At 38.8% G+C, this 17,587-nt stretch carries 16 protein-coding genes and 1 tRNA gene; 7 read left to right on the plus strand and 10 right to left on the minus strand.

Features of this window, described 5'->3' with window-relative positions:
* The first annotated feature begins 275 nt into the window (after positions 1 to 275).
* Positions 276 to 1,466, plus strand: coding sequence for a sugar transporter (locus ABDV70_RS04840; RefSeq protein ID WP_343595861.1), 1,191 nt, complete (start codon positions 276 to 278; stop codon positions 1,464 to 1,466).
* 137 nt (positions 1,467 to 1,603) lie between these two features.
* Here the strand turns inward: ABDV70_RS04840 and ABDV70_RS04845 are convergent, their stop codons facing one another.
* A complete protein-coding gene (locus tag ABDV70_RS04845; protein WP_343595862.1) occupies positions 1,604 to 1,795 on the minus strand; it encodes a hypothetical protein in 192 nt (63 codons plus the stop codon).
* 367 nt (positions 1,796 to 2,162) lie between these two features.
* On the opposite strand from ABDV70_RS04845, the gene ABDV70_RS04850 reads away from it, so the two are divergent.
* Complete coding sequence (locus tag ABDV70_RS04850; protein ID WP_343595863.1) at positions 2,163 to 2,774, plus strand: DUF805 domain-containing protein; 612 nt, start codon at positions 2,163 to 2,165, stop codon at positions 2,772 to 2,774.
* Positions 2,775 to 3,170: 396 nt separating this feature from the next.
* Here ABDV70_RS04850 and ABDV70_RS04855 read toward each other — a convergent pair.
* The 3 genes from ABDV70_RS04855 to ABDV70_RS04865 all read right to left on the minus strand — a co-directional run bounded on the left by ABDV70_RS04855 (position 3,171) and on the right by ABDV70_RS04865 (position 6,155).
* Positions 3,171 to 3,246, minus strand: a tRNA-Arg gene (locus ABDV70_RS04855).
* Positions 3,247 to 3,364: 118 nt separating this feature from the next.
* A complete protein-coding gene (locus tag ABDV70_RS04860) occupies positions 3,365 to 4,717 on the minus strand; it encodes an amino acid permease (protein ID WP_343595864.1) in 1,353 nt (450 codons plus the stop codon).
* 91 nt (positions 4,718 to 4,808) lie between these two features.
* Positions 4,809 to 6,155, minus strand: coding sequence for an amino acid permease (locus ABDV70_RS04865; RefSeq protein ID WP_343595972.1), 1,347 nt, complete (start codon positions 6,153 to 6,155; stop codon positions 4,809 to 4,811).
* Positions 6,156 to 6,365: 210 nt separating this feature from the next.
* Between ABDV70_RS04865 and ABDV70_RS04870 the strand changes: the two genes are divergently transcribed.
* The 3 genes from ABDV70_RS04870 to ABDV70_RS04880 are packed head-to-tail and all read left to right on the plus strand — an operon-like array spanning position 6,366 to position 8,033.
* On the plus strand, positions 6,366 to 6,707 hold the full coding sequence (locus ABDV70_RS04870; RefSeq protein ID WP_343595865.1) for a zinc ribbon domain-containing protein YjdM: 342 nt from the start codon (positions 6,366 to 6,368) through the stop codon (positions 6,705 to 6,707).
* 20 nt (positions 6,708 to 6,727) lie between these two features.
* Entirely contained in the window at positions 6,728 to 7,636 is a 909-nt protein-coding gene (locus ABDV70_RS04875) for a polyprenyl synthetase family protein (protein ID WP_343595867.1), read from the plus strand.
* Between the two features lie 25 nt (positions 7,637 to 7,661).
* Positions 7,662 to 8,033, plus strand: a complete 372-nt coding sequence (locus ABDV70_RS04880; protein ID WP_343595869.1) for an MmcQ/YjbR family DNA-binding protein — start codon at positions 7,662 to 7,664, stop codon at positions 8,031 to 8,033.
* A gap of 53 nt (positions 8,034 to 8,086) precedes the next feature.
* On the opposite strand, the gene ABDV70_RS04885 is transcribed toward ABDV70_RS04880, so the two are convergent.
* From ABDV70_RS04885 to ABDV70_RS04895, 3 genes are all read right to left on the minus strand, one after another.
* Complete coding sequence (locus ABDV70_RS04885; RefSeq protein ID WP_343595870.1) at positions 8,087 to 8,932, minus strand: SPFH domain-containing protein; 846 nt, start codon at positions 8,930 to 8,932, stop codon at positions 8,087 to 8,089.
* Between the two features lie 14 nt (positions 8,933 to 8,946).
* Complete coding sequence (locus ABDV70_RS04890; RefSeq protein ID WP_343595872.1) at positions 8,947 to 9,417, minus strand: NfeD family protein; 471 nt, start codon at positions 9,415 to 9,417, stop codon at positions 8,947 to 8,949.
* Positions 9,418 to 9,542: 125 nt separating this feature from the next.
* Positions 9,543 to 10,457 (minus strand): patatin-like phospholipase family protein, encoded by a 915-nt coding sequence (locus tag ABDV70_RS04895; RefSeq protein WP_343595874.1) that lies wholly within the window; start codon positions 10,455 to 10,457, stop codon positions 9,543 to 9,545.
* Between the two features lie 744 nt (positions 10,458 to 11,201).
* Here ABDV70_RS04895 and ABDV70_RS04900 point away from each other — a divergent pair.
* The gene (locus ABDV70_RS04900) at positions 11,202 to 12,602 is read left to right on the plus strand and encodes a DcaP family trimeric outer membrane transporter (protein ID WP_343595875.1); all 1,401 of its coding nucleotides are present in this window, start codon (positions 11,202 to 11,204) and stop codon (positions 12,600 to 12,602) included.
* A gap of 214 nt (positions 12,603 to 12,816) precedes the next feature.
* A complete protein-coding gene (locus ABDV70_RS04905) occupies positions 12,817 to 13,155 on the plus strand; it encodes an MGMT family protein (protein WP_343595876.1) in 339 nt (112 codons plus the stop codon).
* A 43-nt stretch (positions 13,156 to 13,198) separates the two neighbouring features.
* On the opposite strand, the gene ABDV70_RS04910 is transcribed toward ABDV70_RS04905, so the two are convergent.
* From ABDV70_RS04910 to carB, 3 genes are all read right to left on the minus strand, one after another.
* Positions 13,199 to 13,636 carry a universal stress protein gene (locus tag ABDV70_RS04910; protein ID WP_343595878.1) on the minus strand — a complete coding sequence of 146 codons (438 nt, stop codon included), beginning with the start codon at positions 13,634 to 13,636 and terminating at the stop codon, positions 13,199 to 13,201.
* A 137-nt stretch (positions 13,637 to 13,773) separates the two neighbouring features.
* The gene (gene greA, locus ABDV70_RS04915; RefSeq protein WP_343595880.1) at positions 13,774 to 14,250 is read right to left on the minus strand and encodes a transcription elongation factor GreA; all 477 of its coding nucleotides are present in this window, start codon (positions 14,248 to 14,250) and stop codon (positions 13,774 to 13,776) included.
* A gap of 90 nt (positions 14,251 to 14,340) precedes the next feature.
* Positions 14,341 to 17,574, minus strand: coding sequence for a carbamoyl-phosphate synthase large subunit (gene carB / locus ABDV70_RS04920; RefSeq protein ID WP_343595882.1), 3,234 nt, complete (start codon positions 17,572 to 17,574; stop codon positions 14,341 to 14,343).
* Between the last annotated feature and the right edge of the window lie 13 nt (positions 17,575 to 17,587).

Genomic DNA, 17,587 nt, shown 5'->3' on the forward strand with positions numbered 1-17,587 from the left:
TCATAGCATTAAATATTGTTGTTTAAAGATCTATCTTAAAATTTATATCTCGAATGAAAATTTGAGATTGTGATTTAAATAGGCGATAGCATTTGGCAATATTGGCTACAGATTTTCTTTTTGGTAAAATAAAAAACAAATAATTATAAGTGCTTATATGGTAGGCTGAATGAATTTTACCAATCGTAATACAAGCAGTATTTGCTTTGGTTATATAATAGTTTATGGTGTCACATTCACCGACTGCTTTTCTTTATATTTAATCTCCTATTTCTATGATAACTTCTCCTTCACCAGTGACCCAAGGGCGCTGGATTAGTGTTATTGCTTTGGCTTTAGCCGCTTTTATTTTTAATACGACAGAGTTTGTTCCTGTCGCATTACTCTCAGACATTGCCAAAAGTTTTGATATGCAACCTGCACAGGCAGGTATCATGCTGACCATTTATGCATGGGTTGTGGCTCTGGTTTCATTACCGATGATGCTATTAACTAAAAATATGGAAAGAAAAAATTTATTACTTTCGATATTTGTAATCTTTATTTTTAGTCATATTTTATCCAGTTTCGCATCAAGTTTTATTGTCTTATTGATCAGTCGAATTGGTATTGCATTTTCCCATGCGCTGTTTTGGTCGATTACCGCTTCTTTGGCGGTACGCGTTGCACCAGAGGGCAAAGGTGTACAAGCACTGGGACTATTATCTACAGGGACTGTACTGGCTTTGGTCTTGGGAATTCCGTTTGGTCGAATTATTGGGGAAACTTTTGGTTGGAGAAATACGTTTGCACTGATTGCATTTCTTGCTGCCATCACCACCATGATTTTAGCCAAAACCTTGCCAGCACTGCCTAGCCAAAACTCAGGCTCTGTGAAAAGCTTAGCATCACTTTTTCAAAGACCTGCCTTACTACTATTGTTTTGTAGCACTGTATTTGTGATTACTGCACAGTTTACGGCATATAGTTATATTGAACCATTTTCGATGACGATCGCTCATTTAAACTCAGCACAAACCACGTCATTGTTATTGCTTTATGGTGGTTCTGGAATATTAGGTTCAATTTTATTTAGCCGTTTTGGACGGAAAAAACAACGCTGGTTTGTTATGGGGTCATGCGTTTCAATTGGTCTAAGTATGTTCTTACTTTTACCTTTGTCTTTTAGTTTTATTGGGCTTGCCGCTTTAACGATACTCTGGGGAATTGCGATCATGAGTTTTGGATTGGTAATGCAAGCCAAAGTGTTACAGCTTGCCTCCGATGCAACAGATGTAGCAATGTCTATTTATTCAGGGCTATATAACGTCGGGATAGGGGGCGGTGCTTTATTGGGAAGCATCGTAAGTTTACATATGGGGTTAAATGCCATTGGCTGGGTTGGCGCAAGTGTTGCCGTTATCGGATTATTCACATGTATTGCGATGGTAATGCGCCCAGAGTTTGAAACGCAAATCAAAGGATAAAGACGATAAATAAAAAAGCCTATCTTTTTGAGATGGGCTTTTTTATCGGTCTGATATTGTTGTTCTTAATCTAAAAACAATCAGCACAAATTTTAAAAATATTGACCGTCGTATTTATATGCTGTGACAATGAACATCTAGAATTTAACCCAAGTTTTATTTTCATCTTCTTTGGCCAAAGTGAAAGTAAATCCCTCATCGGTACTCACCAAATAACAATTTGGAAAATCTTGCTGTACTTTAAACAGAGTCCCTTTTGCAAATTCAATAGGTTTACAATCTTCTTTTTCTAGTTTAATGGATTGCACCAACTCGATAATTTGAGACATTCGTATTCCTGAAATAAAACTGGCTATAAAGTGTAATTTATATGGATCTACATAAAAATTAAACAACTTTAATAAGAGATTTATGTGAATTTGTCGATTGTTTTGTATGAAATTTTTAAATTATTTACGAATCGTTTGATGTCAGATGCAACTTTGAAAATTCACTTTGCTTTCTCAATATATCCGATTTATGTCACCACACATTATTTGCTTGAATCCTAAAACGTGAGAAAGTTCCCATTTGGCGGACAACGAGCGATCTTGAGATTATGTACCTTAAGCTTAAAATGCTTTTGTAATGTTATTTATTTGATTAGAATCTCGAGTTCCAATTATAAAATTAAGACCAATTCGGAATTTATAAAATATGAAAGGCACATTACTCGATTTTAATATACAGCTGAATGAAGGCGCAATTTCTGGGGACGATGGCAGACGCTATAGTTTTTTTGGCTCAGAATGGAAAGAACAACAGATGCCTATGCGTGGGCAGCAGGTCGATTTTAATATCAATGAATTAGGACAAGCCACCTCGATTTATTTGGTCAGTTTTGGTGGAAACAACGTACAACATACTTTTCATTATGGGCAAAATAGCCAAATTGCAGCAGAAGAAAACTACGGTTTTTTTGACTGGACGATGAAATGTCTAAAAAATTATGCCAATTTTTCAGGACGTGCCCGCAGAAAAGAATATTGGTATTTTTATCTATTTCAGATTTTGATTAGCTTTTTTGTCGGTCTTGTTTTGACTGTTCTGGGCATGAGCAAGGGCGGCATGGATATGGTTTCAGGGCTACTGTCATTGGTTTTTCTTTTGCCGAGCCTTGCGGTAGGCGTGCGCCGTTTGCACGATGTTAATCGTTCTGGGTGGTGGATGCTGATTGCATTTACAATTATTGGTTTAATTCCACTCTTTATTTGGTCGGTGATGGAAACGAAACCCGAGCCAAACCAGTGGGGTAATCCAGCCAAATAAAAATGGATTCGCTCAAACCTGATTGGATTCAATGAAATTAACAGTCATGTGTCACTTAACAAATCACTGCTTTAGATTGCTTTTAAGGCCGATTTTTAGTCGAAGGTGTAGATGTATTAGAAAGTTATTGAGATCTGATTGAGTTAAAAGGCAACAAGTCATTAACCAATGTTTGTTTAAACCAGTGATTTGAACTGAAATCATTGGCTTATTTCTATGGTGAATTTGAAACATATAAAATGGGTGAAAGGACAAAAATTAAGATTTATTGAACAGCTAAAATGGGAATATTCTTATTCGTTTGATCTGTAAATATGGATGGTTTTTAAATTAAGTTTATAAAGTCATAAGTTTGTGATTATTTTAATATGTTGTTTTTAGATGGTTTTTGTGAAATGGTGCGGTCTGCGGGACTCGAACCCACGTCGGTCGCTTAGGAGGCAACTGCTCTATCCAGTTAAGCTAAGGCCGCATTTTACTGGCGTTACTGTACCGTAAACTTGGTTAAAAAAAAAGTTATCGCATGGCAATAACTTTTTAAAAAATAAAATATTGGTATGAAAAATAATCAGAAATACCAATAAAAGAGCTTAAGACTTCTGTACTTTGAGCACTTTAAATAAGATAAACATGAGAATAATCCACACAGGAATCATAATTACAGATTCTTTAAAGCCCTGTGTCCACATGATATACAACACAACGGCGATAAAACCTAACACGATATAATTAGTGACAGGGTATAACAATGATGGGTATTGGGTCTTAATCCCTTCAGCATTGATTTTCTTTTTAAAGTTAAGATGTGTTAGCGAGATCATCGCCCAGTTCAACACCAATGCGCCAACTACGATATACATCAAATGGCCCAAAGCATCTTCGGGTACAAAATAGTTCAACAATACACACGCAAAAATAAGCGAAGCTGAAAATAGCACAGCAGGAATCGGCACGCCTTGTTTATTGACTTTCATAAACACTTTAGGTGCATTGCCTTGCTCAGCCAAGCCAAACAACATACGGCTATTGGCATACATACCACTGTTATAAACAGATAATGCTGCAGTCAAAATAATAAAATTCAGGATGCTCGCTGCCCAGCCAATACCTAATTGACTAAAAATCATCACAAATGGACTTTTGTCCAAACCACCGAGTTGTAACTTATCCCATGGAACGAGAGAAAGTAGAACAGCCAGTGAACCGACATAGAAAATCAGTACCCGAAAAACCACTTGGTTGATGGCTTTTGGAATGGTTTTTTCAGGTTGTTCTGCTTCGGCTGCTGCCATCCCAATCAGTTCAATACCACCGAAAGCAAACATGATAAAGGCCAGCATGTAGAACAGGCCAGGAACGCCCTTTGGAAAAAATCCGCCATGTGTCCATAGGTTACTAATATGTGAACCTGATGTTGGGTCAGCCGTAAACAAGAGCACAATGCCAAATACAATCATGGCGATCACGGCTGTGACTTTAATAATCGCAAGCCAAAATTCAGATTCGCCATAAAATTTGACATTACCTAAATTGATTAAGCTAATGACAACAAAGAAGAATAAAACAGAAACCCATGCAGGAATAAAAGGCCACCAATAATTGATATATTTGGCAACTGCTGTAAGTTCAGACATGGCAACAAGAATATATAAAATCCAGTAATTCCAGCCCGAAATAAACCCAGGGAATTTCCCCCAGTATTTATAGGCAAAATGACTGAAAGAGCCTGTGGTCGGTTCATGAACAATCATTTCACCAAGTTGGCGCATAATTAAAAAGGCGATGAGACCACCAATAGCATAGCCTAGAATAATCGATGGCCCAGCAGATTGGATGACTTGCGCAGAACCTAAAAAAAGACCTGTTCCAATGGCTCCCCCCATGGCAATGAGCTGGATATGGCGGTTTTTTAGTCCTCGCTGAAGTGGTGTGTTATTGCTCACGTGTCTTACAGCTCGATATGAAATAACTTGGATTGTAATCGATTGGTAATCTTTCGCCTAGCAGTCGTACAGTTTTTATCTTGACTTGAAATCATCTTTGCTTGAGCTTAAAAAAGATGAATAAAAGTACAATCCAGACTGGCAGAATAATTACAGATTCCATAAAGCCTTGTTGTGCCATAATAAAAAGTACTAAGCCAATAAAAATTAAGACAATATAATTACTGATAGGGTAAAAAAGAGCAGGGAAACGCGTGGTTTTTTGTTGTGCTTTGATGATGTTCTTAAATTTTAAATGGGTGAGGGTAATCATTGCCCAATTTAGAACCAACCCCGTGACTGACAAGTACATTAAGTGGCTGAGTGCTTGTTCTGGTACAAAATAATTTAACAATACACATAAAAAGATCAGCGCCGCGGAAACTAAAACACAGTAATACGGCACACCTTGCTGATTTACCTTGAGCAGAAATTGAGGCGCCTGTTTTTGCTGTGCCAGACCGAACAGCATCCGACTATTGGCAAACATGCCACTGTTATAAACAGAAAGTGCCGCTGTTAAAATAATAAAATTGAGTAAGTGTGCAGCCCAAGAAAAGCCGAGTTGTTTGAAAATAAGGACAAATGGGCTTTGCTCTAAACCACCCAATTTTAACGCGTCCCACGGCACCAGCGACAGTAAAACACTAAGTGAACCAATATAGAAAACCAGTACCCGAAAAACCACTTGATTAATGGCTTGTGGAATTGAGCGTTCTGGCTGTTCTGCTTCGGCTGCGGTCATGCCAATAAGTTCTATGCCACCAAAAGCGAACAGAATAAATGCCAGCATATAAAACAGACCACTGAACCCGTGTGGGAAAAATCCGCCATGTGACCAAAGATTACTTAAGCTAATATGAGAATCTGGGCTTGCAGTGAAAATTAAATACAACCCAAAGACAATCATGGCAATGACGGCAGCAACCTTAATGATGGCAAGCCAAAATTCAGATTCGCCATAAAATTTAACATTGCCCAAGTTAATCAGGGTAATGACGACAAAGAAAAAGAAGACAGACAACCAAGATGGAATCTGTGGCCACCAAAAATGAATATATTGGGCGACTGCGGTGAGTTCAGTCATAGCGACCAATAAATAAACCACCCAATAATTCCAACCAGTTAAAAAGCCTGCAAACTTCCCCCAATATTGATAGGCCAAATGACTAAAAGAACCCGCAACAGGCTGTTCGACAATCATTTCACCCATTTGGCGCATAATTAAAAAAGCAATCAGACCACCAATGGCATAACCCAAAATAATTGATGGGCCAGCAGATTGAATAATATGTGCCGAACCTAAAAATAAGCCAGTACCAATGGCACCGCCCATGGCGATGAGTTGAATATGTCGGTTTTTTAAACGTCTTTGCAGTGTGATTGGTTGATGGCTCAAAATAAATGACTCACATTTATAGCAGGGGTTCGCCATTGTAATAGATTCATTTTTTTTCGCTAGTCAGCCGCATTGCCTAAAAAGAGATGAAATCCCTATAGAAAATAAGGAAAATTTAAAAAATGAGCAGAATAGAAGCATTATTGAAAAAGATAATTTTGAAAAAACTGAGCATACAGGTGATAATATTTTTATTTTTGAGAATATTGAATGACGATTCCAGCTTGTCCAAAATGTCAGTCTGAATACACCTATGCTGATGGTGAACTTTTTATTTGTCCAGAATGTAGCCATGAATGGAAAGAAGGGGAAGCTCAAGCTGAGCAAGCCGAAACGATTCTGGATGCAAACGGCAATGTATTACAAGATGGCGATAGCGTAACTGTCATTAAAGATTTAAAAGTCAAAGGCTCGTCTTTGGTTGTGAAAGTGGGAACAAAAGTAAAAGGCATTCGTTTAGTGCCAGATGCGTCAGATGGTCACAACATCGATTGTAAAATTACTGGTATCGGTGCGATGAAACTTAAATCTGAGTTTGTTAAAAAAGCTTAATTAGATCAATAGAGGCAATTGTGTCAGTGACTACACCCGTTTTTGCAGATGTTTTAAAGTCTGCCCAGCAACAAATTCAACAGGATTTAACCACTGCTTTAGATGCTTTTGCACTTCCTGAACCTCTAAAAGGAGCAGTGCATCATGCAGTGATGCTAGGTGGGAAGCGGGTTCGTCCAGCACTTTGCTATGCAACGGCAGCACTTGGCGATAATGTCAATGTTGCTGCGGTGCGTCGTGCGGCTGTAGCAGTTGAGCTGATTCATTGCTATTCGTTGGTTCATGATGATTTGCCGTGCATGGACGATGATTCACTTCGTCGTGGGCAACCGACTTGTCATGTGGCATTTGAAGAAAGTACTGCTTTGCTTGCAGGCGACATTTTGCAATCAATGGCGTATGAAATTTTATCGAGTCGGTTGTTTGATCAAAGTGTTGCGGTTGATCAGAGCATTATGTTTAGACAAATGCAAATTTTAGCAACATCAAGTTCTAAAATGGTCTGTGGTCAAGTGCTTGATTTACAAGCTGAAGGACAAAGAATTACACAGGATGCACTGGAAAATATTCACCGTAACAAAACAGGCGCATTGATTCAGGCAGCGATTATGATGAGTGCCGTGACTATTTTTAAAGGGACAGATCCTGCCATTTTAAAATTACGTCAGTTTGGTCAGGCGATTGGTTTAGCATTTCAGGTACAGGATGATATTTTAGATATCACCGCAGACACTGAAGTATTAGGCAAAACCGCAGGTAAAGATCTACAAGTTGAGAAATCGACTTATCCAGCACTGATGGGGTTACAGCAAGCGCAGGATTATGCCAAGCAGTTGCATGATGAAGCATTTGAGGCTTTGTCTTATTTTGGGCAAGATGCACAGCAATTGACGGATATTTCAGCATTTTTATTAAATAGAACCCATTAATATTCATTGAAGGATGTGCGGGAAGATGAATGGTGAGCAATTACATCAATGTGCGATTGAAATAGCAAATAACCTTCCGTTTAGTCAGCACTGCCATCCTTTTGGGCCAGATTTTGATGTTTTTAAAATTTTTGACAAAATGTTCATGCTTACTGTAGAAGTTGCTGGGGTAAAAATGATCAATGTTAAATGTGATCCTTTTAAAAGTCAGGAATATCAAGAACTGTATGGGTTTATAAAAGATGGCTACCACATGAATAAAAAGCATTGGATTTCAATTGTGGCGCATCAAGATCTGGATCGGGTATTTGTTCAGGATTTAATTCAGGATTCTTATCATTTGGTTGTTGCCAAATGTCCTAAGCGAGATCAGAAACTTTTGAATATTCAAAAGTAATTCAGTCATTTCTGATCGCTAAAATGCAGCTTTTAGAACGAAAAAATCGCTATTTATTTACCCATTACACCACGGATGGTGTTTAAGACATCGGCAGGAAGAACCACGGTTTTCGCATTATTAGACTTCGCCATGTCTTGCATTGCCTTGATATATTGTTCACCCAGCAAATAGGCGACAGGTGTTTCTTTGTCGCCAACAGCACTGGTAATCATGGTAATGGCTTTTTGTGAAGATTCAGCGAGTACGACTTGGGCTTCGGCATCACGACGAGAGGCTTCCAAGCGACCATCGGCTTCTAAAATAGCCGCTTGTTTTTCACCATCAGCTCTTGTGACTGTTGCACGGCGTTGGCGTTCAGCCGCAGCTTGTGCTTCCATCGCAGCTTGCATAGTGGTTGATGGTTGAATATCCTGAATTTCAACTGTTTTTAAGGTAATCCCCCAATCGGCAATATCATCGGAAATAGCAGCTTTAAGTTTGGCTTTAATATGGTCACGTGAGGATAAGGCATCATCTAAGTCCATTTCACCGACAATTGAACGTAAAGAGGTTTGCACAAGATTTTGAATCGCCCAGTTAAAATTCTCAATACCATAAACGGCTTTTTCAGGTGTGGTCAAATTAATATAGGCAACGGCATTCATGACCAAAACAGCATTATCCCGAGTGATCACTTCTTGAGATGGAATATCTAGTACAATATCTTTGGTTGTAATTTTATAAGCAACATCATCGATATAGGGAATCACAAAATTCAGCCCCGGGTTGAGGGTGGTGTGATATTTTCCTAAGCGTTGCACAATCCACTTGTAACCTTGTGGCACAATACGAACGCCTTTAAAAATTGTGACGCCAACAAAGATAAGCAGAGCAAACATAATAATGGTGAAATTCATCGTTTTTTCCTAATTTATTGTGTTTGTATAGATTGATACGGTTGTATGACGAGATCATTTCCTAAAATATCAATGACACTCACCCGATCACCCACGGCAACAGGAACGATTGCTCGGCAGAGCCATTCATCTGCACCTAATACTGGTACAGGAAAACGGACTTTGACTTGTTCATGATTAAGACCAATCTGAATCACCATCCCGATTTGTCCAATGGTTGCCTCACGTGGTAAACCCGCCTTGGTTTTATCGGTTGAGAGGGGGCGAATAAACTTGAACCATAAAATAGTACAAAGAATAGATAGAATGATCCAAGTAATCAGTTGAACACTTAAACTCATCCATGGCAAAAGCCACAGTAAAATACTGACCATTACTGCTGCAATACCAAACCATAAAGCAGCAAATGCTGGCAAAATCAATTCACATAGCATAAGGGCGATGCCAGCAACAAACCAATGCCATGGTTCTAAAACGAGCGTCATAAATCGCCTCTAAATATTTTTAGGTTGTTGGAATATATATACTTTACGAATATAGCATAGAAAGCACCAACAAAAAGATGGTCTTTTTGTGACCATCTTTTTGTGGTTCAGCATGAGGATAAAACTTAAATACTTGGACGTGGTGCAGGTCGATATGCTGCTGGAGATTTTTTAAAGTTGGCAATTGCCATTTGGATGGCCCGAATTTTGAGTTGAGCTGCTTGCTCACCTTCTAAAATTGCAGATTGTCCTGCATTAAGATCCAGTGCTCCAATCTGTCCGACTTTAGGTTGAATCACGACAGTGGCGTGTTTTAATTCATCCTGAATACTTTGCTGCCCCATAATATTTAACGTCTGATCTAACAAACCAAACATGTTGGTTGCGCCCCCTGATGGACGGGCAGAAATATCAACAGCAATCACAATATCAGCACCCATACTTCGTGCTGTCTTAACAGGAATAGGGCTAACCAGACCACCATCTACATATTTCACCCCTGCAATGGTTGCGGGTAAAAACACATTAGGAATACTACATGATGCTCGAACCGCCTGACCTGCATTACCTCGAATAAATGTGGTTTTCTGACCATTGTCTAAACGGGTAGCTACCGCAGCAAAGCGCATTGGAAATTGTTGAATAGGTTTATTGGCAACTTGCGCATTAATATAGTTCTGTAGTTTCTGACCAATCAGGAAACCCTGTCGATTAAGCGTTAAGTCGCGCAAGTCAGATTCTTTGAGTTGAGCTGCCATTTGTTGCAGTTGATAGGGTGTTTTACCACTGGCATATAAACTGCCGACAAAACTTCCCGCACTGGTTCCTGTGACAATTTGTGGTTTAATCCCATGTGCTTCTAAAATTTTAATCACACCGATATGTGCAAATCCTTTTGCACCGCCGCCGCCGAGTGCCAAAGCAATCACAGGTTCTCTGGGTTTTAGTGTTGTTCCTGCTTTTTTTGTTCCTGTTGTATCACAACCAAATAAACTAACACCAAGAAGGGCAATACAAGACCATTGAGCAAATTTGAACATGGGACTTTCAGATATTCCAGTGTAAAAATAAAGCTGAATCTCAGCAGATTTAAACCATTTTGACCAGTCAATTTACAAAAGATTTTTGAATGGAAAATCTAGGTTGCATATTAAACGATTAAATTGGTTCAAAATAACTGGTTCGATCAGTTTTTGTTTATCTAATAGACGGATATTACAAACGCAATATTTTATATCTCTATATATTATTTATAGAATAAATCTATTGGATAATTTTCATTTTGCACTATAATTAATCATCATGTAGATACAGTGAATGCACTACAATCGATCACATTTTATAGTAATAAATTTATTTTATACCGTTAGTTATAAGATTATCTAAAGAATAATTATGGATTATTTAAGAATAATAATGACTGTTATTTGTTCTGTTGCAAAATTTGGTGTTGAGCCTATTAATAGTTTTTACCAATATATTTTGAGCTATTTATTGAACGAAACCTTGTCAAAACAGAGGATGGTCTAATATACAAAATAAAATTGTATTAAAAGTAATCAAAGAAACAAATAAAGCGTAAAAAAAAATGTAAAGTGCTATTGGAAAATTCTAATTTTACAGTTATGTTTTTGTAGAAATCTTCAACTTGCTTGTATAGAAGTATATGGAATAAGTAAGGAAGATTAAATTTATACATGGATTGTCATAATTTTGTTATGTTTGTTTGAAATAGTACAGCTACTTTTCAAAACAATAAGTTATTTTTTTTATGGAGAGAATACGTGGTCAAGGTTAATATTTTATCGGCTTCAATTGGTGCGGCGTTACTTCTTGGTGCAATGGGTTCTGCTCAAGCAGCAACAAAAAATCAAGATGTTGCATCATTAAAAGCACAAGTTGCTGAACTACAACAAATGGTTCAACAACTTTCTAGTCAACAGCAGCAACAAGCTGTGCAATTGCAACAGCAAGCTCAGACACCTCCACCAGCGCCAGTTGCAGCACCTGTAAATGCCAGCACAAAACCGGGTTGGATTACACTGCCAGATGGTCAAACCCAGTTAAAAGTTTATGGTAGTGTTCGTGTGGACAGTACTTATGACTTTAAAGCAAACCCAACATCTAGTATTAACAACAATACAAACGCAGTTCCATTGAATTCTGCGAATGGCACTAAAAATAACTTAAACGTTACTGCTGCAACATCACGTATTGGCTTGGATATCGTTCGTCCGACAGAATACGGTGATTTAATCGGTAAAATCGAAGCTGATTTTATGGGTGGCGGTACTTCAGGTGTTAATGGTGATGGTACATTCCGTGTTCGTCATGCCTATATCTCTTTAAACAAATGGTTAGTAGGTCAAACGACTTCTCCATTTGTAAATACAGATACAGCACCTGAAACTGTCGACTTCAATGGTCCTATGGGCTATGGTTCTAAACGTACAGTTCAAGTACGTTACACACAACCTACTTTTGCTAATCAAAAATTATTGGTGGCTTTAGAAGGTGGTGATGTTGATAACCTTAATAGTAATACGACTTTCGTAAATGGTTCATATGTGAAGACTTCTGGCGGTAACCGTTTACCTGCTTTAACTGCACGTTATGATATTGCGACACCAGATAAAAAAGGTTTGTTACAACTTCATGGTTTGCTTCATGAAAACCGTATCTCTGTAAATGATAACATTGATGAAACCAAGTTGGGTTGGGGTGTTGGTGTTGGTGGTAAATATAACTTAACATCAAACGATACAATCTTTGCTAACTACTATCATATTAAAGGTGATAGTAAATATTTACTTTATGCTAACCCTGCTTATGTTGCTTTCCGCAATGGCGCAGATCTTTCTATTTTTGAAAGTGAATATGATACAGGCCTAATTGGTTACTCACACAAGTGGTCACCACAATGGCGTTCAACTTTAGCTGCTGGTGCAATTTGGTATAAGAAAGACAATGCTTATGCTAAATATGCAGAGAATAAATCTGATACAGCACTTAACAAAACAATGTATAACATCATTGCAAACAGCTTCTATACACCTGTTAAAAACTTAGACTTGGGTGTGGAATATACTTACGGTCAACGTCAAACATTTGTAAACAGCACTGCAACTACAGATGACAAAGGCGATTATTCACGTCTTAACTTGATGGCACGTTATAGCTTCTAATCCAAGCAATATCTGTTCATTTAACAAAGGCTGTCCATTCGTGGACAGCCTTTTTATTTTTAGAGTGGTTATTACTGTTAAAGTTATATGTTAAGTGAAAGAGAAACATCGTTAAATTTGAAAGGTTACTGTAATCGGTTTCAGTTGGTCGATGAGAATTAAAAGCATCTTGTTTGATGTGTCGGTTTATGTGACATTTCTTTAGAATGGTAAAATGAGAACGATCACGGCAAATCAAATGCAGGCAGAGCTTTATCAACAAATTTTAGCAGTTGTATTTAAAATTCCCTTTGGCAAAGTTGCAAGCTATGGGCAAGTTGCAAAAATGGCGGGATTACCAAAACATGCTCGCTTGGTGGGTACAGTACTCAAGCAGTTGGATCAAAATACTCAGATCCCTTGGTATCGGGTGGTGAATGCTCAGGGGAAAATTAGTGTAATTAAACTCAATGAGCATGGGGAAAATATTCAGCAATTAAAACTGATGGATGAAGGGATTTTTTTGAAAAATGGAAAAATTGATTTAAAACAGTATCAATGGCAGGGAGAATAAGGCAAAGGCACTTAGCTATTTGCAAGATAAGCACCTATATAATTTATCTTACAATCAGTACAGGGAGGGGAAGTTCTAATAGTGCTCTTTGTGCAACACTACCTAATAAAAATTTAGATAATCCAGTACGGCCATGAGATCCCATCACCACAAGATCAGCCTTTAAGTCTTTCGCTGCTTGTGTAATGCCTTGCACAATAGAGAAATCCTCCAACAATTGCGTATGTAAATTAAGATTATCTTGTTGATAGTTTTGAGCAAGCTTATTTAAATTGTCTAAAATATAATTGCGTGCCCGATCTAGAACCTCATTACTTTTTCCTGTTTTGATATATTCAGTGGCAATGAGTGGATCAAGTGTTAAGACTTGAACAATTGTAATAGTGCTATTAAAAATTTTTGCCAATTCAACGGCATGTTGAACAGCGCGAGAGGAGTATTCGGAGCCGTCTACAGGGACGAGGATGTGCTGATAATTCATATTATTTCCTATTCATTTTTTGTTATGTACTATTTTTTATGATGATAACATTTTTATGTTGTACGTCGTATGTTTAAAAGAAATCAATACAAAAAAGCCTCCAAACTTAGTTTTAAAGTGGAGGCTTTTTTTAATTTTTAGAGATATTCGACACTTACGATCTCATATTCTACTTCACCTTGAGGTGTTGTAATTTTTGCTTCATCGCCTTCATTTTTACTTAAAAGACCACGTGCAATAGGCGAATTTACCGAAATTTTATTGATTTTAAAATCAGCTTCATCATCACCTACAATTTTATAGGTTTTGCGTTCTTCGGTGTCTAGGTTTTCGATGGTAACAGTTACACCAAAAACTACACGACCATTTTGTTCTAGCTCATGAACATCGATAACTTGAGACGCGCCCAATTTACCTTCAATATCTTGGATACGTCCTTCACAGAAACCTTGCTGTTCACGTGCAGCATGATATTCTGCATTTTCTTTTAAGTCCCCGTGCTCACGTGCTTCGGCAATCGCCTGAGTAATACGTGGACGTTCAACAGTTTTTAAATGTTGTAATTCTTTCTCTAGGGCGACTTTACCCTCAGGTGTCATTGGATAACGTTGCATTTTAGTCCCTCTTAATGAAATGGGAAAATACCGTATAAAAAAAAGAAAAATCCCGCCACCGATAAGGTGACGGGACTTATCGGTAAGGAATTAGCCTACAGTGTGTAAATCTTGCAAGCGATATACATCCATTGGCAATTGGATTGCAAATGCTTGGCAAACTGCCTCAGCACCATTAATCGTCGTTGTGTAATACACTTTACCTTGTAATGCCGCACGGCGGATCATGGCAGAATCATATTGAGCCTGCTTGCCTTCAGTGGTATTGACAATAAGGTGTATTTCACCATTTTTCAAGCGATCTACAATATGTGGACGGCCTTCGGTTACTTTATTTACACGTTCACAGGTTAATCCTGCTTCGTGGATCACTTTGTATGTTCCACCTGTTGCAACCAGTTTGAAGCCGAAGTCGATCAAGCGTTTCGCTACATCAACAATGTCTTTCTTATCTGAATCGCGAACAGACAAGAACGCATTTTTGACTTCACCTTCGGTAGGTAAGCCAGGTAAGCGTTCATTTGAACCAAGCACTGCTTTATAGAATGCTTCACCAAAAGTTTTGCCTACACCCATGACTTCACCTGTAGATTTCATCTCAGGTCCAAGCATTGGGTCAACGCCTTGGAATTTTGCAAATGGGAAAACGGCTTCTTTTACAGAGAAGTAAGTTGGAATAATCTCTTTTGTGAATCCTTGAGATTCAAGCGATTGTCCAGCCATACAACGTGCAGCAACTTTTGCTAAAGATTCACCAATGCATTTTGATACAAATGGAACAGTACGTGATGCACGTGGGTTTACTTCAAGGATATAAACGTCATCGCCTTTTACAGCAAATTGTACGTTCATTAAACCAATAACCCCAAGCTCTTTGGCCATTGCAACAGTTTGACGACGCATTTCATCCTGAACTTCTTTTGATAGAGAGTAAGGAGGAATAGAACATGCAGAGTCACCAGAGTGAATACCTGCTTGTTCAATGTGTTGCATGATGCCGCCAATCACCACATCTTTACCATCAGAAACACAGTCAACATCAACTTCTGTTGCCGAGTCAAGGAAATGGTCAAGAAGGACAGGGGCTTCGTTCGATGCTTGAACCGCTTCACGAAGGTAGCGTTTAAGTTCGTCTTCGTTATATACGATTTCCATTGCACGACCACCCAACACATAAGATGGGCGAACGACTAATGGATAACCAACTTTAGCGGCTTCTGAAATCCCTTCTTCAGCAGATTTTACAATGCTGTTGTTTGGTTGACGAAGCTGTAAGCGTTGGATCATTTGCTGGAAGCGTTCACGATCTTCTGCACGGTCAATCGCATCTGGAGATGTTCCGATAATTGGCGCACCAGCTTCTTCTAAAGCACGTGCCAATTTTAGAGGAGTTTGACCACCGTACTGTACGATAATGCCTTTTGGCTTTTCAGTACGCACGATTTCAAGTACATCTTCCAATGTAATCGGTTCAAAGTATAAACGGTCTGATGTGTCATAGTCAGTTGAAACTGTTTCAGGGTTACAGTTGACCATGATGGTTTCATAACCATCATCACGCATTGCTAATGCAGCGTGTACACAGCAGTAGTCAAACTCAATACCTTGACCAATACGGTTTGGACCGCCACCAATCACCATGATTTTGTCACGGTTTGATGGGTTTGCTTCACATTCTTCATCGTAAGTTGAATACATATAAGCTGTGTCAGATTCAAACTCAGCCGCACAGGTATCAACACGTTTGTAAACTGGGTAAACGCCCAAGTTCCAACGGTGTTTACGGAATTGTTTTTGTGAAATACCCATTAAGTTTGCAATGCGAAGGTCTGATAAACCTTTGCGTTTAAATGCACGGATATTGTCAGCGTTTAAATCACCAAAACCTAAAGTTTTAACAACTTCTTCAGTTTTCACAATGTCTTGAATTTGAATCAGGAACCAACGGTCGATTTTGGTCGCTTCAAAAACATCATCTAAGCTAAAGCCATGACGGAAGGCATCGGCAACGTACCAGATACGCTCAGGACCTGGAACTTTAAGCTCTTGAAGGATTTTATCTTTTGCGTTTTCTGTACCAACTTCAATTTTTTCATCGAAACCACAAACACCGACTTCAAGACCACGAAGGGCTTTATGTACAGATTCTTGGAAGTTACGACCAATCGCCATCACTTCACCCACAGATTTCATCTGTGTTGTTAGTACAGGTTCAGCTTGTGGAAATTTCTCGAAGTTAAAACGAGGGATCTTCGTTACAACATAGTCAATTGCAGGTTCAAATGATGCAGGTGTTACACCACCAGTGATGTCATTTTTCAACTCATCAAGTGTATAACCTACAGCAAGTTTTGCTGCGATTTTTGCAATTGGGAAACCTGTCGCTTTTGACGCCAATGCAGATGAGCGTGACACACGAGGGTTCATCTCGATGACAACCATACGACCAGTATTTGGGCAAATACCAAACTGTACGTTTGAACCACCTGTTTCAACACCAATTTCACGTAAAACTGCAATCGAAGCATTACGCATTAACTGATATTCTTTATCTGTTAATGTTTGTGCTGGTGCAACAGTGATAGAGTCACCTGTGTGAACACCCATCGGGTCGAAGTTTTCGATTGAGCAGACAATGATACAGTTGTCGTTTTTGTCACGAACAACTTCCATTTCATACTCTTTCCAACCAATGAGTGATTCATCAATCAAGAGTTGATGGGTTGGAGAAAGTTCGAAACCACGTTCACAGATTTCAAGGAATTCTTCACGGTTGTAAGCAATACCGCCACCTGAACCACCCATGGTAAATGATGGACGGATGATGACAGGGAAGCCAAAGCGTGCTTGAATTTCCAACGCTTCCTGAATATTTTCAGCGACAGCAGCTTTTGGACATTCCAAACCAATTTTACGCATGGCTTGGTCAAACAATTTGCGGTCTTCAGCTTTTTCAATTGCTTCTTTGGTCGCGCCAATCAATTCAACGCCATATTTTTCCAATACGCCGTGTTCATCAAGTGCAAGCGCACAGTTCAGCGCAGTTTGTCCACCCATCGTTGGAAGGACTGCATCTGGACGTTCTTTTTCAATGATCTGTGCAACAGTTTGCCAAGTGATTGGTTCGATATACGTTGCATCTGCCATTGAAGGGTCAGTCATAATGGTCGCTGGGTTAGAGTTCACCAAAATAACGCGATAACCTTCTTCACGAAGCGCTTTACAGGCTTGTGCGCCAGAATAGTCAAACTCACACGCCTGACCGATAACAATAGGACCTGCACCAATAATTAAGATGCTTTTAATATCCGTACGTTTAGGCATTATTCGCTCCTTA

This window comes from Acinetobacter sp., assembly GCF_039596015.1.
Lineage (GTDB): Bacteria > Pseudomonadota > Gammaproteobacteria > Pseudomonadales > Moraxellaceae > Acinetobacter.